The sequence below is a fragment of the Vibrio sp. Y176 genome, assembly GCF_033438945.1.
This window is the reverse complement of sequence record NZ_JAWOQS010000002.1, coordinates 383,392-404,342: the sequence shown is the minus strand read 5'-3', so window position 1 is coordinate 404,342 and position 20,951 is coordinate 383,392. Positions and strand designations below refer to the sequence as shown.

The 20,951-nt window shown below is 42.8% G+C and carries 19 protein-coding genes; 9 read left to right on the top strand and 10 right to left on the bottom strand.

The window, feature by feature from the left end; genetic code table 11:
* Positions 1 to 70: 70 nt before the first annotated feature.
* The 4 genes from R7O13_RS06030 to R7O13_RS06015 form a co-directional block, all read right to left on the bottom strand.
* Positions 71 to 2,251 carry a TonB-dependent receptor gene (locus R7O13_RS06030; RefSeq protein WP_115386763.1) on the bottom strand — a complete coding sequence of 727 codons (2,181 nt, stop codon included), beginning with the start codon at positions 2,249 to 2,251 and terminating at the stop codon, positions 71 to 73.
* Between the two features lie 94 nt (positions 2,252 to 2,345).
* The gene (locus tag R7O13_RS06025) at positions 2,346 to 3,311 is read right to left on the bottom strand and encodes a siderophore ABC transporter substrate-binding protein (protein ID WP_318303281.1); all 966 of its coding nucleotides are present in this window, start codon (positions 3,309 to 3,311) and stop codon (positions 2,346 to 2,348) included.
* Positions 3,312 to 3,364: 53 nt separating this feature from the next.
* Positions 3,365 to 4,318 carry an iron chelate uptake ABC transporter family permease subunit gene (locus R7O13_RS06020; RefSeq protein WP_047101760.1) on the bottom strand — a complete coding sequence of 318 codons (954 nt, stop codon included), beginning with the start codon at positions 4,316 to 4,318 and terminating at the stop codon, positions 3,365 to 3,367.
* Entirely contained in the window at positions 4,315 to 5,259 is a 945-nt protein-coding gene (locus R7O13_RS06015) for an iron ABC transporter permease (protein ID WP_047101759.1), read from the bottom strand. Before R7O13_RS06015 ends, R7O13_RS06020 begins: the two co-directional genes overlap by 4 nt.
* 412 nt (positions 5,260 to 5,671) lie before the next feature.
* Between R7O13_RS06015 and R7O13_RS06010 the strand changes: the two genes are divergently transcribed.
* The 3 genes from R7O13_RS06010 to R7O13_RS06000 all read left to right on the top strand — a co-directional run bounded on the left by R7O13_RS06010 (position 5,672) and on the right by R7O13_RS06000 (position 9,529).
* Positions 5,672 to 7,807 (top strand): condensation domain-containing protein, encoded by a 2,136-nt coding sequence (locus R7O13_RS06010; RefSeq protein WP_318303279.1) that lies wholly within the window; start codon positions 5,672 to 5,674, stop codon positions 7,805 to 7,807.
* 135 nt (positions 7,808 to 7,942) lie between these two features.
* On the top strand, positions 7,943 to 8,719 hold the full coding sequence (locus tag R7O13_RS06005) for a 2,3-dihydro-2,3-dihydroxybenzoate dehydrogenase (RefSeq protein ID WP_115386762.1): 777 nt from the start codon (positions 7,943 to 7,945) through the stop codon (positions 8,717 to 8,719).
* A 99-nt stretch (positions 8,720 to 8,818) separates the two neighbouring features.
* Positions 8,819 to 9,529 carry a 4'-phosphopantetheinyl transferase family protein gene (locus tag R7O13_RS06000; RefSeq protein WP_052767693.1) on the top strand — a complete coding sequence of 237 codons (711 nt, stop codon included), beginning with the start codon at positions 8,819 to 8,821 and terminating at the stop codon, positions 9,527 to 9,529.
* 398 nt (positions 9,530 to 9,927) lie between these two features.
* Here the strand turns inward: R7O13_RS06000 and R7O13_RS05995 are convergent, their stop codons facing one another.
* Positions 9,928 to 10,848 (bottom strand): M14 family metallocarboxypeptidase, encoded by a 921-nt coding sequence (locus R7O13_RS05995; protein WP_318303277.1) that lies wholly within the window; start codon positions 10,846 to 10,848, stop codon positions 9,928 to 9,930.
* Positions 10,849 to 11,020: 172 nt separating this feature from the next.
* On the opposite strand from R7O13_RS05995, the gene R7O13_RS05990 reads away from it, so the two are divergent.
* Complete coding sequence (locus tag R7O13_RS05990; protein WP_025768513.1) at positions 11,021 to 11,926, top strand: DUF808 domain-containing protein; 906 nt, start codon at positions 11,021 to 11,023, stop codon at positions 11,924 to 11,926.
* Between the two features lie 95 nt (positions 11,927 to 12,021).
* On the opposite strand, the gene pyrC is transcribed toward R7O13_RS05990, so the two are convergent.
* The gene (gene pyrC / locus R7O13_RS05985) at positions 12,022 to 13,050 is read right to left on the bottom strand and encodes a dihydroorotase (RefSeq protein ID WP_042521573.1); all 1,029 of its coding nucleotides are present in this window, start codon (positions 13,048 to 13,050) and stop codon (positions 12,022 to 12,024) included.
* Positions 13,051 to 13,205: 155 nt separating this feature from the next.
* Positions 13,206 to 13,370 (bottom strand): YqaE/Pmp3 family membrane protein, encoded by a 165-nt coding sequence (locus tag R7O13_RS05980; protein ID WP_005375297.1) that lies wholly within the window; start codon positions 13,368 to 13,370, stop codon positions 13,206 to 13,208.
* Positions 13,371 to 13,637: 267 nt separating this feature from the next.
* Between R7O13_RS05980 and R7O13_RS05975 the strand changes: the two genes are divergently transcribed.
* Entirely contained in the window at positions 13,638 to 15,455 is a 1,818-nt protein-coding gene (locus R7O13_RS05975; RefSeq protein ID WP_213968283.1) for a hybrid-cluster NAD(P)-dependent oxidoreductase, read from the top strand.
* A gap of 99 nt (positions 15,456 to 15,554) precedes the next feature.
* Here R7O13_RS05975 and nadE read toward each other — a convergent pair whose 3' ends face one another.
* Positions 15,555 to 16,385 (bottom strand): ammonia-dependent NAD(+) synthetase, encoded by an 831-nt coding sequence (gene nadE / locus R7O13_RS05970; RefSeq protein ID WP_005375299.1) that lies wholly within the window; start codon positions 16,383 to 16,385, stop codon positions 15,555 to 15,557.
* A gap of 178 nt (positions 16,386 to 16,563) precedes the next feature.
* Between nadE and R7O13_RS05965 the strand changes: the two genes are divergently transcribed.
* Positions 16,564 to 17,097 (top strand): nicotinate-nicotinamide nucleotide adenylyltransferase, encoded by a 534-nt coding sequence (locus R7O13_RS05965; RefSeq protein WP_137283073.1) that lies wholly within the window; start codon positions 16,564 to 16,566, stop codon positions 17,095 to 17,097.
* Positions 17,098 to 17,111: 14 nt separating this feature from the next.
* Positions 17,112 to 17,594: a hypothetical protein gene (locus R7O13_RS05960; protein WP_017635276.1), complete on the top strand. Its 483-nt coding sequence runs from the start codon at positions 17,112 to 17,114 to the stop codon at positions 17,592 to 17,594.
* 127 nt (positions 17,595 to 17,721) lie between these two features.
* On the opposite strand, the gene R7O13_RS05955 is transcribed toward R7O13_RS05960, so the two are convergent.
* A complete protein-coding gene (locus tag R7O13_RS05955; protein WP_005375302.1) occupies positions 17,722 to 18,330 on the bottom strand; it encodes a hypothetical protein in 609 nt (202 codons plus the stop codon).
* A 191-nt stretch (positions 18,331 to 18,521) separates the two neighbouring features.
* Between R7O13_RS05955 and R7O13_RS05950 the strand changes: the two genes are divergently transcribed.
* Entirely contained in the window at positions 18,522 to 19,631 is a 1,110-nt protein-coding gene (locus tag R7O13_RS05950; RefSeq protein WP_206957815.1) for a 1-acyl-sn-glycerol-3-phosphate acyltransferase, read from the top strand.
* 73 nt (positions 19,632 to 19,704) lie between these two features.
* Here the strand turns inward: R7O13_RS05950 and R7O13_RS05945 are convergent, their stop codons facing one another.
* Entirely contained in the window at positions 19,705 to 20,304 is a 600-nt protein-coding gene (locus R7O13_RS05945) for a hypothetical protein (RefSeq protein WP_005375305.1), read from the bottom strand.
* A gap of 319 nt (positions 20,305 to 20,623) precedes the next feature.
* Here R7O13_RS05945 and R7O13_RS05940 point away from each other — a divergent pair, with 319 nt between their 5' ends.
* Positions 20,624 to 20,896 (top strand): YnjH family protein, encoded by a 273-nt coding sequence (locus tag R7O13_RS05940; RefSeq protein ID WP_005375306.1) that lies wholly within the window; start codon positions 20,624 to 20,626, stop codon positions 20,894 to 20,896.
* The last annotated feature ends 55 nt before the right edge of the window (positions 20,897 to 20,951 follow it).

The following is a 20,951-nucleotide window of genomic DNA, read 5'->3' as shown; positions in this document are numbered from 1 at the left end:
AATTCTCGTAAATAGCCAAGTGGAGGAGTGAACCCCCTAAGATGGAAGCCTAAGGGGGCGGTGAGAGGGATTAGAAATCCGCAGTAGCTGACAGCATCACTGTGCGTGGTGCGCCTAGAGCTAGGTCCGCATAGTGGGTGGTTGTCCAGTAATCTTCATCCAGTACATTGTTTACGCTAAGGCGCCAAACCACGCTTGTTTCAGCAATTTTTGAGTTGTAGCGTGCGCCAAGATCAAGAATAGTCTGTGCAGGTAATGCCTGAGTGTTTTGTGCATCAATGTACTGTTCAGACATATAGTTCGCTTGGCCGATAAGCGTGAGATCACGCATCGCAGGGAGGTTCCATTCTAATGCGAGTTTAGCTTGTAAATCGGGTAGCTTAGTTGCTTGTTTCCCCTCCTCTGTCACATCTGTTGCTTTTGTAATCTCTGCATCTGTATAGGCGATACCACCGATGAGCGTATAGTCCTTTGATAGTGTGCCGTAGAACCCCCATTCAATACCGCGATTGCGCTGTTCACCACCGAAAGAAAAAATGTTGGTATCCGGATCTTGGTACCCATTTGGCTTTTTAATCTCAAATAAACTGAACGTATGAGCAAAGCCGTCCAGGTCAAGCTTCACGCCTGCTTCAGTCTGTTTGGTTTTTTGGGGTTCAAAAGCCTCTCCTGCGTTTGCGGCGCTAGAGCCTGCTGTTTTCCCATTCGTTAAGCCTTCGGTGTAGTTACCATAAAGCGAAACTGAGCTCGAAACTTTGTATAATGCTGCAAGTGCGGGAGTGTAAGTACTTTCCTTAAACTTGGTGGTAGGAAGCGACATTCCGTTCATTATTATTCCAGATTCATAATCAATGCTCTGGTAACGCAAGCCGAGCGTGATTTGATATTTCCCATCAACAAAAGATAACGTATCGGCAATGCCATAGCTGACCTGAGTTGAATCGACAGGTAAACCATAGTAGTTGTCGTAAACTGAATTTTCTGGTCCCCAAACAGGATCATAAATATTCGAGTTCCAAGGGGCTGGATTATTATTACCTGTTGGAGAATCATTTTTATCTTCTCTAAAGTAAGTACTATTCAGTACAAGGTGGTGTTCTACTGGGCCAATGTCAAAGTTGCTACGAACACCTATCTCACCTGAAGTTCGTTTGTTCTCAAGCTTAACTGATCCGAGAGATACCTCTAGGTTACCCTCGTTATCGATGATTTTGATTCGTTGCGGTACATTTGAATGAAAATCTGTACGGCTACCACCCAATGCGCTGTATACAGTTACAGAGTCACTAACGTTTAGCTCCCCGCGAATCATCATCCCTTTATCTTCGCTATTATTGTAGGCCCAACTTGGCGTCAATAATGTGTCAGATGGAGGAGGTGATGGGATTTTGAGACCAGAAGCGATGCTTAACCCACGGTTTGCACCTTCAACTCGCTCTGTACTGTAGTAAAAATCTGCTTCAAGGAAAGCAATGTCATTACGCCAATCAAGGCTTAATGATGCAAGTTGAGTTTTGTTGCTTTGGTTGTTTATCGCGGTGTCTCCATCTTTAAATGCACCGTTGAAACGAATACCAAATTCTTCATTTGTACCAAAGCGACGTCCAATATCGATATGTCCTCCGAATTGAGTGTCCGATAAGTAGCTGCCGGTGAAAGATGTGATTGGTGTTTCTTGTGCTCTTTTTGTCACTAAGTTGATGGTGCCACCAACAGATCCATTCGGTGGCATACCGTTGAGCAAAGAAGCAGGACCTTTAAGTACATCAATACGTTGATACATTTCAGGAGAGGTTCGGTAATAAGGAGCGATACCATACAATCCATTAAACATAACGTCGCTAATGTCTGAGTTGAAACCTCTTACTTTGAAACTTTCTTTGTTTAAGCCGGTTTCACCGCTGGTGAAAACAGAGGGATCAGAAGCTGAGATTACATCTGAGATATCGCGTGCTTGTTGGTCTTGAATGTGTTTTTCTGTGTATCCAATCGTATTGAAAGGCGTTTCCATGAAGTTTTTGTCGCCAAGCATTCCCATATTACTCGCGTGAGAAACTTTGCCAGCGGCATAAACTCTGTTTGCTTCACCATAAACTGTCATTGATTCATCTACGACTTCTTCAGCTTGAGCGATACTAATTGGTACGACAAAAGTACTAAATTGAAGTGAAATAAAGAGGGCGATATGACACGGGCTTGGTTTGTTTTTCTGTGAAGAGTCCATCGCTATCTGATGATAGTCATGAGTCATTATAGATTCCTTTTCTTTGTTTGGGCTAGCTCACATCCGTTCTGACGTCGGTTGAGTGTTGAATTACTTAAGATCCAACTCATTGTTATTAGATTTAGCTTTGGTAACCTTTTAGGATGTCATCAATTATGATTTTCAGAGATGTGATGCTTGCTGAAGTGATGTACCAAGCATCGGCATCAACAAAAACGACGTTGTCGTTTTTCCATGCTTTGGTTTGACGGAGTAGCGGGTTTGCTAAGTGTTCCGCATCAATGACAGGCTTTCCTTCCATTACTGCTGTTCGATCAATGATGTAAAGAATGTCTGGATCAGCTTGGCTAATGAACTCGCTAGAAATTGGCTGACCATGCAAACCTGTCTCCACTTTTTCACTCGCTGCTTTTACCCCCAGAACATCGAAAACGAAGCCATAACGAGACTCAACGCCAAATGAGCTGAAAGCACCATTGTTATGCATGACAACCAAAGCTTTTTCTGAACGCTCTTTCGTAACAGCGCGCACTTCTGCGACTTTTGCATCGATTTCGGCAACTTTCTGTTGGGCTAGCTCTTGCTTTTCAAAGATCTCACCAAGCTCTACAAGGTGTTTCTTAATGGTATCGACGTGATGGTCACGACTATTACGGTAGCTGATGTCAAAATGTAAAGTCGGAGCGAGTTGAGAGAGTTCTTCATACTGATTAGCATGTAGCGGAGTCATCAATACGAGATCTGGTTTTAGGGCATAGATCTTTTCCATATTAGGCTGAACTATCGCACCAAGATCCGCTATCTCAGGTGTGTCTTTGTATTTCGCTAGAAAGTGAGGAACAAAGTCTTTCACCATTCCTGAGATTGGAACATTTAGCTGATCTAAAAAGTCCACTTCGTTCATATCTAATGCTGCCACTCGTTGAGGGCGATGAGAAATAGTAGTTGCTCCGAGATTGTGTTCAATCACGATGAGCTTTTCTAATGGCTGAGTATCTTCAATTTTAGTTATTGGCTCGCAACCTGATAAGGTTCCTAGAGCGCAGCAAGCAAGCACGATACTCAAACGTAGGGGGCTCTTAAACATGGGGTATTTCCTTTTTGTCAGTGAGTTGCCTTTAAACAGGCGAGTAACAGTTTTCATATTTGGCTTCTTGCTCTTATCGTGATGGCTAGGAAATATCCCCCACAAAGGACATTCACCAAAATAGAGACGGTGGTTTTAAAGTTAAATAAGTGCTCTACCAGAAGTTGACCAGACAAGAACATGACAATTGCAATAGCACAAGCAACGAGCAATATGTGTCTGTAGTTCGGTGCGCTAGTAATGGAATAAGCAATATTGGCAATAAAAATTCCCATAAAAGCCGTTGGGCCAATCAAGCTCGTCGAAATTGCTACCAAAATGGCGATTACAGCAAAGAACTTTGGTACATATTGCTTATCATTTAGTCCTAATGACATCGCTTGGTCTCGACCTAGACCTATCACATCTAGCTCGCGTGACCATCTGTTAGCAAAGAGTGCCAAAACGCTTAACGCAATACTGGAAAAAAGTAACGTAGAAGGTTTCGCTCGCTCAAACGAGGTATAGCTGAATCCTTGAAGGATAGAGAATTCTCCAGGGCTTATTCTGAGCTGGATAAATTGAGCAAGAGTTGTCAGCACCATTGTCAAAACAAAGCCAATCAGCAGAACTTGGTGCATGTCATGTTTAAATCTATTGAGTACCCAAGATTGAATCGCTAAGGAATACAACAGAATGAGTATTGCAGAGACAGCGAAATTACCGACAACGCCTAATGTAGCGATGCCAGAAGTGCCCGCTAGTAATAAGAGTAGGGTTTGCCAAACCAGATAAACCGACTCATATCCCATAATGGATGGCGTAAGAATACGATTACCAGCCAAAGCTTGGAAAATAACAGCAGAGATGGCCACGCAGCTGCCCCCAATAACTATGGCACCAAGTTTAATCAGTCTCTTGGGGATGACGTAATCAAAATCCCACCCAGAGCTTGTAAAGATAAAGGCGATAGATAGTATGCAAACGAGTATAATGCTCACTCGCATGTTTGAGTAATGTGATCTCATACTCGTGCTCCTTTCAAAAGAAACACAAGAAACATGACTCCCCCGATAGCACTGGCTGTTAATCCAATTGGGACTTCAAAAGGAAAGGCAACAACTCTGCCTATGACATCGCAAAAAATAAGTAACGAAGCGCCGCCTAGTGCAACGATTGGTAGGGTATTTTTAAGGTGATCGCCATATTTTAGTGCGACTAGGTTAGGTATGACTAAACCGATAAAATGAATGGCACCTACGGTCACCACTGTTATAGCAACTGTCACGGAAACTAGCATTAGACCCAAGGCGGCAGTGAACGCAATATTAATTCCTAAGTTGGACGCAACATCTTCGCCCATTCCCATCACAGTAAACTTATGTGCATATAAGTAAGTCAGTAGGGTGATGGGTAAAATCAAGAAAATTATTTCATAGTGTTCTTGGACCACTTTGGAGAGATCTCCCATTAACCAACCGGACATACTCTGTAAGATGTTGTTTTGATAAGCATAAAACTCCGCTATGGCACTTAGTACACTACCAAACATAAGCCCAATCACAGGTATTAACGCAGAGTTACTGAATTTAATTTTTCGTACGATGGCAATGTAGATAAGGCCAGCGGCGAAGCAAAATAGTACGGCGAAGAGCATACGTTCAAGCTTGTCTGAGGATGGAAGCATGACGATAGATACCAAAATACCGAGCTTTGCCGCATCGATACCGCCTGTGGTGCCCGGCTCAACAAAACGATTTCTAACAATATGTTGAAGAATAACACCACATATTGCGAGACCAGATCCGGTAAGAATTAGTGCGATTAGCCTTGGTAATCTGCTAGCAGTAATCGGTAGCCAAGCTTTGTCATCCATGGTCAGCAATAACGACCAATCTAGTTGGTTTGCGCCGACGAAAATTGAAGTTAAGCACAATAAAGTAAATGTGATAATTATCCGAGTATTCATGAAAAACGTGCCCCGAAACAAAAAGGCAAAGAGTTGCAATTAGTTTCTAGTTGGAATAAAAGTGGGGAGGAATACGCATAATGGATACTTTTTACTGAGATGAAGTCCAATTTCAATAAATCATAACCAAGGTTTTCTTTAATAAACAATACGATCACAACTTAATTCTCAAAATGTTGTCAGAGCCACTTTACAACTTAAAATTTAACGGATTAATTCGTCAGTTAACTCGGATTAGCTGACAAAAAACTCCCTTTTCAACTCAATATAATTATTGGCTTGACGTGAAATGCAAATCTAAATGATAATCAATCCTATCACCATTATTGTCGATGTGTAAGCAAATTAACACATAATCCTAAAAAATCAGGTCGCTAACATGTCAAGCGGCCAAGTAAGAGTTAGATTTTATATGAACAACGTCACTAAAGAGCCTAAAGTCCTACTTCCAATCGGCGAATATGAAGAGCAAGTTTGGATGCGACAGCTTCAAGATTCACAGAGTATTGAATGGAGGGTTTTTTGCTATATTATTGATAAAAAAAGCAAAAACGTTCTAATTGAACGAGCGTTACACAAGCTTGTTTTAGTCGATATGCGATTAAACCTTCGATACGGATTATCTGAAGACTTTGAGTTAGAGAAGTGGCATCTATCGGAAGAAAGCCAGTTCATTGACACTTTAGATTTAGCCAGTAAGCAGTTGCCAGAGTTGATCAAAGCAATGAAAATGCGCGAGTGGGACCCAGAGTCTCAGTCGCCATTTAGAGTAGTTATTTTACAAACTGAGCAAGAGAAGTATTTGTTTATTGTTACTCATCCGATATTAGAACCACATATTAACAATACAACTATCATTAATTTATTAAGTGCTAACTACGAAGCTTTGAATAACCACTCTTATTGTGCTGGTTTTAATCCGAAAGGTATAGATATCGCTCAGTTTTATTACCATGATGACTCTGAAAGTAATATTGAAGAAATAATATTAGCTGAATTTAGGGATAGTCTCGATGACCCTGATGTTGAATTAGATGACGACTTTTTTGAAATTGGTGGGCACTCACTGTTGGCAACTAGAATTATTGGGAACCTAATGAATAATCATGGTATCGAAGTTAGCTTTAATGACTTCTTTAAATTTCCGAGCGTGAAAGCTCTTGCTCAGTGTGCTTCGGTGCCTCATCAGTCGCCGCTGTCAACGCCTTCAGAAGAACTCGAAATGCAGGAGGCAACGGTATCAAGTTGCTATCCATTGTCATTCGCACAACAATTCTTATGGGACGCACATGTTGCTACTGGCAAGTGTGCGATTTTTAATTTGCCATTCGCAATGCGATTTGATGGAGAAGTGGACGAGGAGTCATTTGAGCTCGCATTTTCAGATTTATTGATTCGCCACACTGGCCTCAGGAGTTTGTTTGTTGATGACGAGAGTGGCGTAGGGCAGCGTATAATTGATGAGAAAGACTTGCCAAATTACTCTTGGTTTTGGGGAAGCACAGACGCTGGTAATGCGAACTTGGCTTCTGAAGCGGCTTATGTGTTTGATGTATCTAAAGAGCTTCCTCTGCGCGTACGATTCTTTAGAGATAAGCAAACAGGAAAGCAGGTATTGTCTTTTCTGATTCATCATATGATCATCGATGAGTGGTCATTAAATAGTTTGATGTCTGAGCTTTCAAATGCATACATGTCGAGAGTTCAAGGCTTAGAACCCGTTTGGACAAAACCGGCGCTTAGCGTCCATGATTATGCTGTCGCGCAGAAGAATCGTGGCGCAAGTCCAGAAGATCTGCGTTACTGGGTGGAGCATTTGCAAGACGCTACTCAAGGCCTCTGCCTGACCGAACATAAACCTGAGCAAAAGGCGTCTGTTATTAATGCAATTGAAGCAAATTGGATAGAAGTCGATTTAGGTTCACTCGCTCATCAGGCTGTCTCTGCCTTAGCTAGAGAGTGCAACTCGTCTATTTTCAGTGTTATTTATTCTGCTATTGCATATGCTCTGCAGGACGCAGGAGACTTAAAGGACTTGGTGATTGGTACATCTGCATCAGGACGCGATGATGCAAAATACTTCGGCTCAGTCGGCTACTACACCACAATGGTCGCTCACCGAGTGGTATTTGACCCTGAGCAATCTTTTGTGAGGCTGATTGAACATGTAACTGAAATCATCAATGACTCTTTGCCCCACGCAACAGTGCCGATTGATATGGTTCAACGCGAGCTTGGTTTTGAGCCCAACAACGGATTATTGTTTGATGTGTATGCTCAGATTCATGCTGATAATGCATTGTATGGCTCACTACAAAATCCTCAGGGTGAATCGGTTTCGTACCAGCAAATCCTCCCAAATAAAACTGAGTCACTTTTTGGTTTACACTTTGAAATTATGGAAAACGTGGTCAACGAAGCGCGTAGTTTGCGCTTAATTGTTACTTATCAGACTGCTCGTTACAACGCTGAACAGGTTTCTAGCATTGGACAGAAAATGAAAGAAGTCCTCATCAGCCAGGCCGTACTTCAGGCAACACTAACCTAAAACGTATTATTGACAGTATTGCCATAGTAACGGCCAGTGAATGTCACTTGCCTAGTATGTCAATTTTTTAAGTCCCCAACATTAAAAGAGTTTACTTTCTAAGAAGTAGACTCATTGTTTTTAGTGGAAATCATGATGTCATTAGATAATCAAAGAATATTGCTTGTTGGAGCGGCAACTGGCATTGGTTTGTCAACTTTAGAACATTTACTGAACGCAGGTGCTCGAGTGCTCGTGGCAGATAAGCAAATAGACCTCTTGAATAAAAATACGCAAGTTTTGGCTCAAAGATACCCTACGCAGTTTGAATGCCGTTGGTTAGATCTAAACAATCAAAGCGGAATTGTTGAGATAGTGGAGTCTTGGCAGCAACAAGCTGCATTTGACCATTTAGTCTGTTGCGCTGGAGTGCTACATGTTGGAGCTCTCCATGAGTTGTCTATCGATGTGGTGAAGCAGACTTTTGAGATAAATACTTTTGGTGTCCTCGCATTAATGCAAACCCTTGCCAAGGGGATGAAATCTCAAGGCTCTGGAAGCATGGTGATTATTGGTTCTAATGCAGCTAATACACCAAGGAACGCGATTGGTGCTTATGGAGCCTCAAAAGCAGCGCTTCATATGATGGTGAAATGCATGGGAATCGAACTTGCTCAGTTTGGTATTCGCTGCAACATTGTCAGCCCAGGTTCAACAGATACGCCAATGCAAAGACAGTTGTGGACTGAAAATTATGCTGAGGCTGAAGTGATCGCGGGTGATTCAAGTCAGTTTAGGTTGGGCATCCCACTTGCAAAGTTGGCTCGACCAGAGGACATTGCTAACACTATTTTGTTTTTACTTTCGGATGCAGCAAACCATATCACGATGCATGACTTGCGAGTTGATGGAGGGGCAACCTTGGACAACTGAAAGAATACGCATTTCTTATGGTTTGGCGCATTTGGAAAGCTCGTCATGTTAGATATTTATACACCAGTTCTATTATTGAGGTGAGCACTTTTGGTTGAGATGAAATCTACTCTGGCAGCCAACGCACTTAACTTGAAGTTTGAAACGGAATGGATCGCCAAGAACATCGTAAAAGTGTCTTTGAACATTGACTATTCCACCAAGTTTAGAAGTAACTTAATGGCACTAGGTGTGAGTTTGCCTTCGAACTTACACCGAGCCGTTCAGTCTAGGCAGTGTGAGTTTATGGCTGGTCGCGCATGCGTACAAATGGCAATGTGTTTACTTGAGGCGTCAAACGTAGAGCTGCCCCAAATTGGAGCTCATAGAGAGCCTCTATGGCCGGAAGGCTATTATGGTTCCATTAGTCATAGTGCTACATGTGCCGTGGCGATAGTTGCCACCGATGAAAAGGGGTATTTTGGTATTGATAGGCAGGAGTGGTTACCCCATGAAATTGCGCGCTCTATTTCTCCTAATGTTTTGTGTGCGAAGGAGTATGCGTTTTCTACGCTGTTTTCTAATTACGCTGAATTTATAACTACGGTATTCTCTGCTAAAGAGAGTTTATTCAAGGCGATGTTTCCAAGTATAAAAATCTATGTCGACTTTTTCGTTGTTCAGCTTTGTTTTGTCGACTGGCCGCAGGGTAGATTAATATTTGAGGTGACCCAAGATCTTTCGTGTGCCTTTTATAAGGGAAAGAAGGTCGAAGTGTTCTTTAGGCGATTTGTTGATGACGTAGAAACTAGAATTATCGATTGTCTTTGATTAGGTTACTAGAAAAGTGAACGTTCGAGAGTACCTCAACGAACAAGAGTTAAAGAACATCAGGCTTAATATATTGCTATTAATCTGCTTAATCGGTTTTACTAGTTTAGGGTGACCTAAACTAGTAAAACTTCATTAATTTACACTGTAGGTGGCGAGTACAGCTTTAACAGCAGAGGTGCATATTGAGCATGCAGCTTATCCAGTGCTTGCGTTTTAACGCAACTCATATGTAATATCAATCATGCCACATGAAGTCATGGCGTTTTAATCTCTTCAGAAGTAGCCATATTAATGTGGTCATTTGTTAATGTTGAAATGTATCTCATATGAAAGATTGCAAGCTTTTGTGCTATAAAGTTATACGAACTTATATTGCAAGGCGCTGTTAGTTCGGGTTATACAAGCTTATTTTTTAGGTAATCTAGACCACCCACAATAGCGAAGACTTGCGCATCGTTACATTCTTCGTCGGTCACTGTTGGGCTGTCTGGGTACACTTCCGTTGTCGTGCCGTAAACGCAATTTGTTACGCCGCCACACAGGCCCAGTTTTACCATTGGGTAGTTGATAACGCCAAACTGTACGACGGGTGAACCAATGATTTCGCCGTTTTCATCTGCTGGTGCAATGTGAGTCACTTTTGCAACTGACTCAATGACCGCTTTTTGGAAGTCAGGCTGAGGGTTTTCACTATCTCCCACCGTGTAAAAGCCATCTGGGATCATACCTTCAATGTACTCAATACCATCACGAGCAGCTAAGGCTGGACGGAACTCAGTTTCGTCAGAATCTGTCGTTTCATGTAGATCAATGTGCATTAACACATCGCCTAAAGTTGCAACTAGCTTTATGAGGTTAGCGGACTCTTCGGCAGGGCTATCCTTATAGAAAGAGCGGTTTGGATCAATCGCGTTTGGATTCCAGCGGTTGATCACCTCGTAACCCCAAGGGCTTACGCAGGGTGCAACGACAATATTGAAATGCTCTGCATAGCGCTCTGCTTCTGTTTCTACAAACTTTAATGCGCCATGTACACCGCTGGTTTCGTAACCGTGCACGCCGCCTGTGACCAACACAACAGGTTTAGTTGAATCCCAATTGTGTGTTTTGATACAAAACAGAGGGAAGCGTGCCTCGTTGTATGAGAGCGCACCATATTGTTCAACATCAAAACGCTCGCGTAGGGCATCGATTTTACTGACGACTTCATCTTGGTAGCTACGTTTTACTTCTTGCGTTGCTAACCAAGCTTTACGTTCTTCTTCGTTCCAAGGTTGGCCAGGAGTACCGATCGGGTAAATGTATCCACTTTTCATCTATACTTTTTCTTTTGACTGCTGAAAGGTATCACAAGACTAGACCTGTCTTATCTTTACGGCAATATAAAACACCATTTGGGGTGGTATTCTTTGCAAAATCATCACTTTGATGAGTGATTCATTGGTGTTACATTTTGTTACTTACTCAATTTCATATAAGAGACAAAAAATGGCTGGAGCAAGTTTACTCACACTGTTGGACGATATTGCCACGGTGCTTGATGATGTCGCCTTAATGTCAAAAATGGCGGCAAAGAAAACCGCAGGTGTGTTGGGAGATGATCTAGCGTTAAACGCTCAACAAGTGTCTGGTGTTGCATCTGAGCGAGAGATTCCAGTGGTTTGGGCGGTTGCAAAAGGCTCATTCAAAAATAAATTGATTTTAGTTCCTTCAGCTTTACTTATTAGCGCGATTATTCCATGGCTTATCATGCCATTATTGCTAATTGGCGGCTTATTTCTCTGCTTTGAAGGGGCAGAGAAAGTACTTGAGAAAGTGTTTCCTCACTCGCATCCGCACGAAGAAGAAGATGAGCTAGTTAATACTGGCGAGTCGATAGAAGAGTATGAAAAGCGTAAAGTTTCTGGTGCGATTCGGACAGACTTTATCCTTTCAGCAGAAATCATCGTGATTGCGTTAGGTACCGTGACAGGAGCCAGTCTTGTTACGCAAATTTTAGTTGTCAGTTTAATTGCAGTGATTATGACGGTTGGAGTTTATGGACTAGTCGCTGGGATTGTGAAGCTAGATGATTTAGGCCTTTACCTTGAAAGTCGCTCAAACGGTAAAGGTTGGGTGGCGAAAGTCGGAGGGGCCTTGGTCGCTTTTGCACCAAAGTTGATGAAGTTGTTAACCATTGTAGGAACTGCTGCGATGTTTTTGGTGGGTGGAGGAATTGTGGTGCACAACGTGCCAGCCATTCATCACTTTGTAGAGCCGATTATTATGAACTTTAGTGGTCATTCGGTTGCTACAGCCATTTTGCCTATTTTACTGAACGGTATTATCGGCTTTGTGGCGGGGTTGGTTGTGGTTGCGGTCTGGACGATGGTTGAAAAGCTTCGTGGTCAATAATCACATCTAAAACATGAGACGATAATAACAAGGGTCATGACTTCTTTTTACAAAAAGCATGACCCTGTTTTATGGGTGAAACGTCAGTAAAGTACTTACTTCACTTTCCACTCGATCTGTTCATTTGCTCGAATAGGCACAACGATATCATTGCCAAATGGCATCGTTTCTGGCACATCCCAAGCGGATTTTTCTAACGTTACTGTATCTGTGTTACGTGCAATGCCGTAAAAATCAGGACCGTTGAAGCTTGCGAAAGCTTCCAAGTTTTCCAACTTGCCTTCTTTTTCGAAGACTTCTGCATAAAGCTCTAGCGCTGCGTGTGCAGTGTAAGAACCAGCACAACCGCAAGCCGATTCTTTTGCCCCTTTCGCATGTGGCGCTGAGTCTGTACCTAGGAAAAACTTCTTGCTACCACTAGTTGCTGCTTCGATCAGCGCTTGCTGGTGGGTTCCGCGCTTAAGAATTGGCAAACAGTAGAAATGAGGTTTAATACCACCCACAAGCATGTGGTTACGGTTGAAAAGAAGATGGTGGGCAGTGATGGTAGCCGCTACGTTGTCTGAGGCGTTGTTAACGAAGTTTGCTGCGTCGGCGGTGGTGATATGTTCTAGAACGATTTTAAGATTAGGGAAGTCATTGACGATAGGAGCGAGGACAGTATCAAGGAATTCTTTCTCTCGGTCGAAGATATCAACATCGTGATGTGTTACTTCCCCATGAACCAAAAGTAACATTCCTACTTCTTCCATTGCTTCTAAAACGTGATAAATGTTTTTCGCATTGGTCACACCGGAATCTGAGTTTGTTGTGGCGCCAGCAGGATAGAGCTTGGCAGCAACAATGTGTCCGGTTGCTTTAGCCTTACGTATTTCGTCTGGTGTCGTGTTATCTGTAAGGTAAAGCGCCATTAAAGGCTTAAACTGTTCGCCATGTTGCTCTTTGAGAATTCGGTCACGGTAGGCTAGGGCGAGCTCAGTTGTAGTAACAGGTGGGACGGTATTTGGCATAATCAGCGCACGGCCATTGTAGCGGCTGATGTCGCGAACGGTGTCTTTAAGAACTTCCCCATCGCGTAAGTGAACGTGCCAGTCGTCAGGACGAGTGATAGTCAGTGTTGTCATTAATTGCTCCCACCATTGAAAAGTTGTCTGATTGGAGCCTAAGCGCCGTATTTGCTTTTGAGCAAACGCTTGCGCTTAGGCGACAGGATGATAGAGGAATTGCCCTCATATTTCATCCCATTTTTCAATTTTATAAAGAGTGAGAGTGTAAGTGGTTACTTCATTGTTAACCAAAGCGCGTGGATCGTACCTGGTAGAAAGAAGAAACACGTCAATATTAGATTAATCAAAAAGTCTTTATTTAGACCTTTCTCCATAAACACCGCGACAGGCGGAAGAAAGATACATAACAAAATCAGAACCAGTTTTCTTGTATCCATAATTAAGCTCCAAATCGATAAATGGGAGTAGTGATAACTTGGGTGAATTATGTGTGTCGTATCACACTTTATCAAACGGTATTTGGTCAGAACGGTGTTAAAAAACGCGAATATTGAGTGTAGTAAATACTTGTCACTAAAACCAAATTTATAAGAATATGGTTTCGAGAAAGTTGCGATGGATGAAGAGGCAGTAGACTCTGCAACTTAATGTGATTTGAGTATACAATACCGCAACAAATAAAAAACACCCGTAGGAAGAAGGCCATGTCGCAACCCGTTTTATCCCAAATTAATGTTTTTCCGGTTAAGTCAGTTGGCGGATTATCGCTGTCGTCCGTATGGGTTGAGAAGCAAGGATTGAGCTTCGATCGTCGCTTTATGATTGCGAAAGCTGATGGCTCGATGATCACTGCGCGAAAGTATCCGCAAATGGTAACCATTAAGTCTGCCTTATTGTCCGATGGAGTGGTGTTTAGTAGTTTGGGTATGGAGCCACTTAAAATCCGTTACCAAGATTTCAAAATGCAGGAGACACCAGCAACGGTTTGGAAAGATACATTTACTGCCTATACCACGACAGATGATGCAGATGACTGGTTTAGTCGTGTGTTGGGGCAACGCGTTGAGTTGTTGTTTAGTGGTGAGCAATCGAATCGTGTCCGTGAAAAGCTAGGTCAAAACGTCAGTTTTGCTGATGGTTATCCGGTTTTAGTGATCAGCCAAGCTTCACTTGATGAGCTGAACCGAAGAAGTTCAGAGCTACACTCAATGGATCAGTTTCGTACTAACTTAGTTGTCTCTGATACTAAGCCATTTGAAGAAGATTCATGGAAGCGCATACGAATCGGTGAGGTAGAGTTTGAGTCTCTCAAACCTTGCGAGCGCTGTATCCTGACTACGGTGAATACCCAAAGAGGCACATTCCGTGAGAGCAAAGAGCCGCTCAAAACCTTGCAACAGTTCCGTGCAAACGATGTCGGTGGTGTGTTCTTTGGCCAGAATCTTGTCGCGCGAAATGAAGGCATTATTCGTCAAGGCGATAAAGTTGAAGTATTGGAGTACAAAGAGCCGGAGTTTTACGCAGACAACTCGCCAGTGCGCATGAAGCTTACATGTGTTGAGCGTGAAGAAATTGCCCAAGACTTTGTGACCTTATGGTTAGAGCCAAACAAAGGTTCGTTGCCTAATTACTTGCCAGGACAACACCTGCCAATAGAGGTGAATATTGATGGTAAGAAAGTGGGTCGACGCTATACCTTATCATCCAGTCCTTCTCGCCCGGGTCGTTATGCTATTTCTGTAAAGCGTATCGCGGGTGGAAGAGTCTCTAACTCACTCTTAGACAACTTACAAGTCGGTGATGTTTTAGAGGCAGAACAACCTGACGGTCAGTTCCACCTTAAAACGCATGAAGCGCAGCCTCTGCTGTTACTCTCTGCGGGTAGCGGAGTAACACCAATGCTATCGATGGTACGTTACTTAGCGGATCATAATCAGTTGGAGAACGTGGTTTTCTACCATCAATGTCGGACCGAGAATGATATTCCTTGTCGCTCAGAGTTGGAGCAGTTAAAGCGTGAGCACCCAGGGCTAGAAGTAAAAGTCTGTTTAACGCAACCTGCTGTTGATTGGTTTGGTTTGAAAGGGCGTTTAAGTTTGTCACACATTAAGCAAATCAAAGATGTTGAACAGCGGCAGGTGTTTGTGTGTGGCCCGGATGGCTTTATGGATAAAGCAAAAAGTCTTCTACTAAGAAAAGGGCTGCCAGAGGAAAACTACCATCAAGAAGCGTTTGGAGTTTCTTCTCTTGCGTCAAAGCCAGAGAAAAGTCTCGCTATTGACTTTAATGGAACTAAAGTCGTAGGCAACAACCAAAAAACGTTGTTAGATCAGCTCGAAGATGCTGGGAAGGTCATCAGCAATAGCTGTCGTGCTGGCTTATGCGGCGCGTGTAAAGTTCAGCTTACGTCGGGGCAAGTTCATCATCCGGACGTGCCCGCGCTGACTGATGAGGAACGTGCAATGGGAACCGTATTGGCGTGTTGTGCTGTGCCAGAGACGGACGTAACAGTAACCAACTAGGCGAGAGCACCTTTGTCCTTCGACAAAAACTGTTCCTAGACAAAAAACGCTGCTATTTTTAGCAGCGTTTTGAGTTTTAAAGAGAGCTGAAAATATCGCTTAGTCGTAAATCGTCGGGATTGGCTGGCGTTTGTGCTGCGTTGCTTTGTAAATCGCTACCAGACGGTCACTCACTTGCTGTGGAACAGGTTTGCCCTCTAAGAAGTCGTCGATTTGCTCGTAAGTTAGGCTTAGGGCATCTTCATCTGCTTTTTGTGGAGCAAGCTCTTCTAAGTCTGCTGTTGGCACTTTCTTCACTAGTTGCTCAGGTGCACCCAATGTAGCAGCTACTTCACGAACTTGGCGCTTACTTAATCCGAACAATGGTGCCATGTCACAAGCGCCATCACCAAATTTAGTGTAGAAACCAGTGATGTTTTCTGCTGAGTGATCAGTACCAAGAACAAGGCCGCCTACGTAACCCGCGATCTCGTATTGAGCAACCATGCGAGCACGCGCTTTTACATTGCCTTTCACGAAGTCGACTTTTGCTGCATCAGTTGGTAGAAGATCTGTGCCTTCTAATGCAACGTGAGAAGCCGAATGAAGCCCGTCAACACCTGCTTTGATGTTCACCGATACAGAATGGGTTGGCTGGATAAAAGACAGAGCGAGCTGAGCCTCATCTTCATCTTTTTGCTCCCCATAAGGCAGGCGAACTGCGATAAATTGGTAGCTATTGTTGCCCGCTTCTTCGTTCAGTTGGTCTACAGCCAACTGAGCTAAACGACCACATGTCGTTGAGTCAACGCCACCGCTGATGCCAAGAACAAGAGACTTACAGCCTGCTTCTTGCAATTTACGCTTAATAAAAGCGACACGGCGTTCAATTTCAAAATGCGGATCAATTGAAGGGAGTACGCGCATTTCGTCACGGATGGATTGTTCCATTTAGGGTTCCTTTTCCTGCAAATATTTCAGACTCTAAAGCACATTTGCTCAAATGGTGATAAACCATACAATTGAGGCTCATTAAACGCGACTTTAGGGTCAAAAGCTGTAAAGATTAGTAGTATCATACCGAAATCATCAGATTAGAAAACTCTCTTCAACCAGGTAATCACCGGATATGAAAAAAATCGCCATTTTTGGTAGTGCATTTAACCCACCTAGTTTAGGGCATAAAAGTGTTATTGAGTCATTGAGCCACTTTGATCTTGTGCTACTTGAGCCAAGCATTGCACACGCTTGGGGCAAGAACATGCTTGATTACCCAACTCGGTGCAAAATGGTTGATGTGTTCATCAAGGATATGGGGCTTTCTAATGTTCAGCGTTCTGATGTGGAGCAAGCTTTATACCAACCTGGACAAAGTGTGACGACCTATGCGTTGTTAGAAAAAATTCAAGAAATCTACCCAACTGCCGATATAACTTTTGTCATTGGTCCTGATAATTTCTTCAAATTTGCTAAATTTAGTAGAGCTGAAGAGATTACGGAACGTTGGACTGTTATGGCATGTCCTGAAAAAGTAAAAGTCAGAAGCACAGATATTCGCAAAGCATTGGCCGAGGGTGAAGAGATCGGCGCCTATACAACACCTTCCGTACGTGATTTATTACTTAGTAAAGGCTTATACAGAGAAACATTGTCTGGGAACTGAGAGGTCAGATTTTCATGGTCAGAGTCGTTTTATTTAGTGCATGTGCGCTGCTTGTGGTGACACAAGCTCATTCCGCGTGTAACTATTTTTCTGATCGTTCCGTGGTGTTTGAAGATAACACTCTTCCTATCTGTGAAGAAATTTTAGATTCCATCGGCGTGTTAAGTACTGAAGCATTGATTTGGTATGCAGCGGAAGCGAAGCTTGAAGGACCAACAGAAAACTATTGGGAGGAGTGGGCGATTAAGCCGGAAGACACCCCACTTCTAACTCAAAACTTAGAAAAGAATTACTTTGGTCTTGGTTTTTGGATGCCGGAAGAGCTTCGAGACGAAGAGAGTAAAATGGATACAGAAGAGTGGCTTCGTAGTCACGGGTTGATGTTCAGCGTTGGTTTTGGTGATAAATCCGACGGACAGCCAAGAATGCGGTTTGATTATCGTTGGCACGAATATTATGACGCTGACTGGATGATGCAAATAGAGGTACCTTTCTAGACACCTCAAGCAAATGAAAAAAGGGCGTACATTATCAATGTACGCCCTTTTTGTTTTTACTTGAATCTCTACTTTCTGTATCCGTAACTCTACGTAATGCTGAACACGTAGCTTGTTGAAGAGCAAATTATAGCGCTTCTCCAAAGACTAAAAAGCAAAGCTGTTCATATTCTTCGGTGTTACCAGCAAAAAGAGAGTCAACAATTTGCTCTTCCTTCTTCCCCGACAGTTTCATTTTTCTTGCTTCACGTAGTGTTAGTACCAAGCAAAGCTCTTTAGAAATATTCATGTCACAGCCAGGAGTCCATTGATTGATGGTTCTCGTTAACGTTGAGTGCGCTAGTTTAGGAGACAGCGTCAATACTTCATGTCTTACTACTGTCAGTAGATCGGTTTGCAGATCCGAGCGTTCGGCAGTTGTTGCTAGCTTCTCGACGAGCGCTTTTAGTAGCGGTGAAGGCTTCACAAAGCCCGCCTGTTGTGAGAAGTCGTCATTTAAACGCACAGAAAAATCACAACGATATACACGAGAATTAGGTAAAAAGGTGAGGGAGCTCAAACATCCTTGAGGAATCCAAAAATATTGGCCTGGTTCAATGGCATACTCCTGCTTACCCAATTTAATGACGGCTAACCCTTCGATGACAGACAGTAGACTGTGCTTCAGTGCTTTTTTACGCGCAGCTACATCAAGGAAGGGGTATTTAGCGTCGTGAAATTCAATTGCGTAGTTCATTATGAGTACCAGTGTTTTTTGGCGCTAAGGGTAACGTTAAACCCATACGATTCCAACCTGCTGAGAGAATTTTTTAGCATGATAAATGGTGGCTTAACTGGTATGACCATGTTAAAAGTATGGGTTGAAATGCTGCTTGTCAGCAAAACTATGCGTAAAATGTGCCAGCTTTTTTTGATATGTAATGAACAATGACAGCCAATACCGATCCTTATATTGAAATTCGTCCTTACAACGACGAAGAAATTCCAGCAGCGCTGGATCGTCTAATCCAAGATGATGAATTTATCACTGCTATCCTAGAACATCGCTTTGCTAATAAAGCAGCGTGGTTCAAAACGCTAATGAGCCCGATCCTGCGCATCTACCTGAAAGCCAAGTGGAGCAAGCTTGATTCTGTCGAAGCAATTCAGATTGAAGTGAAGAAGTATCTGAAAGATACATTGCATAAGACAACGGATGGCGTCACTTTTTCTGGTTTGGATAAGCTGGATAAAAACACGTCATACCTATTCGTTTCTAACCACCGTGATATTGCGATGGACCCTGCGCTCGTAAATTATGGCTTGTACCAAAGTGGGCACCGTACAGTTCGTATAGCGATTGGCGATAACCTGCTGAAGAAGCCATGTGCGACAGAATTGATGCGACTCAATAAGAGCTTCATCGTTAAGCGCTCTGCTAAAGCGCCTAGAGAAATGATGAAAGCATTGGGACAACTGTCAAGCTATATCAAACATTCGCTTGATACTGGCAATTCAATTTGGATTGCCCAAAAGGAAGGCCGTGCTAAAGATGGAAACGACTTTACTGATCCTGCGATTTTAAAAATGTTCCATGTTGAAGGTCGTAAACAAAAGATCAGCTTTGGTGAGTACACGCGTTCTCTGAAAATCGTTCCTGTCTCGATTGCCTATGAAAATGATCCATGTGACATTGCCAAAGCAAAAGAGCTGTACGAAAAAGCAGAAAATGGCCGCTATGAAAAAGGCGAATTTGAAGATATCGAAAGCATCATTCAAGGTATCGTTGGCTATAAAGGCCGTGTACATGTTGCGTTTGGTGATGTGATTGAGCAAGAGTTTGAAACGCCGGAATCTCTTGCTGGTGAAATCGACCGCCAAATTCACAACAACTACAAGTTGTACCCAATCAACTTGTTAGCTGCTGGGCATGAAGATTCGAGCATCATTACGGAAGCGGTTAAGCGTCATCTCGCGGATAAGTTGGATCAGCTACCTGAAGGCGCAAGACCTTATTTGGTGGCGAGCTATGCTAATCCTGTGAATAACCAAGAGTAACTTTCGTCACTGAACTCGTTGATTCAGAATGCCTTAAAGCCTCGGTCTGCCGGGGCTTTTGTTTATCTGCTCTTTAAGGTGCGACGGCACCACCAAGGGTTAAATTGCTGGGCCATTTTGTGATCCTGTTACCACCTAAATAGATATTCCCTTTCACCGTCATTGTGTCTGGAAATACTTTCAGCGCTGATCCTCCAATATAGAGATTACCATCAACCACCAATCCTTCAGGAAGATCAGAAATGGGAGTGCGAATAACACTTAGATCACCTTTTACTCGAAGTTTAGCTGGAAGCGCTTTTAACGGTGTATCTGTCAGATTTAGGTAACCGCCTAGTTTGATGCCTTTAGGCCAGTTTTCGATCTTACTACCTAGTAGGTTTGCATAGCCTTTTATCTTTGTTCCTGAGCGAATAACTTTGAGTGCGCTGTTAGTTGCTTCCAGACTGCCTTCAACATCAAGCCCTTTAGGCAAGGTTTTGATAGGGGTTTGTGAGATGTTTAAGTTGCCCTTTACCACTAGGCCAGAGGGTAGTTGGGTGTAAGGCTTGTTTCTAAGGTCAAGATTGCCGTAATTATCGATGTGACCAAACTTAGAATAGTAATCTAGCTCATATGCCAAAGGAGACGAGCAGAGCAGGATTGAAGTAAGGCATAGGGAAACAAAACGCATAGTCAAAGATTTAGTTAAATACCGAGATCAACAGGTGCTTATCTTATACTTAAATAAACCTATTATGCATTTTTTGCTCACAGTTTTTGATTCATAACTTAAATATTCAAATTAGAGATGCACGCTAAAAGTGTGCGCTTCTTTACTGCGCTAAGTAACTTCAAGCTTACTAAAATGAGATAAATTAAATGATTGAATGTGAAGCAGATTCAAGCGTAGAGGTGAGAAAAATATCAGTAGATATTTGAATAATATGAGATTCTTCCAAGAACTTCACAAGGGTCCTTGTTAGTATTATTGAGGTTTGAGGGAGATTTTCATGAAGTTAAAAAGTGTATCTATTTTTACCGCTGGTGTTTTTGCAGTACTGCTGTCGGGTTCCGTTTTTGCTAAATCATACAGTACACCAGAAAACAAAGCGCTAATAGTTGCTGACGGTAAGGTAGGTCAGCGTATCTGTTACTACGATGATAAAGCCTACACCACAGGGGCCGTGATTAATGTTGAAGGCGTATTACTGATGTGTACCGCTGAGAACGATTTTGAAACCAATGGCTCGTTAAAGTGGGTCGTGTTCAAAAAAGATAAATAAACGCGCCGAAGTTGTCTGTTTCATTTAGAGCGGTTTAAGATTAAGAGATTGGAAA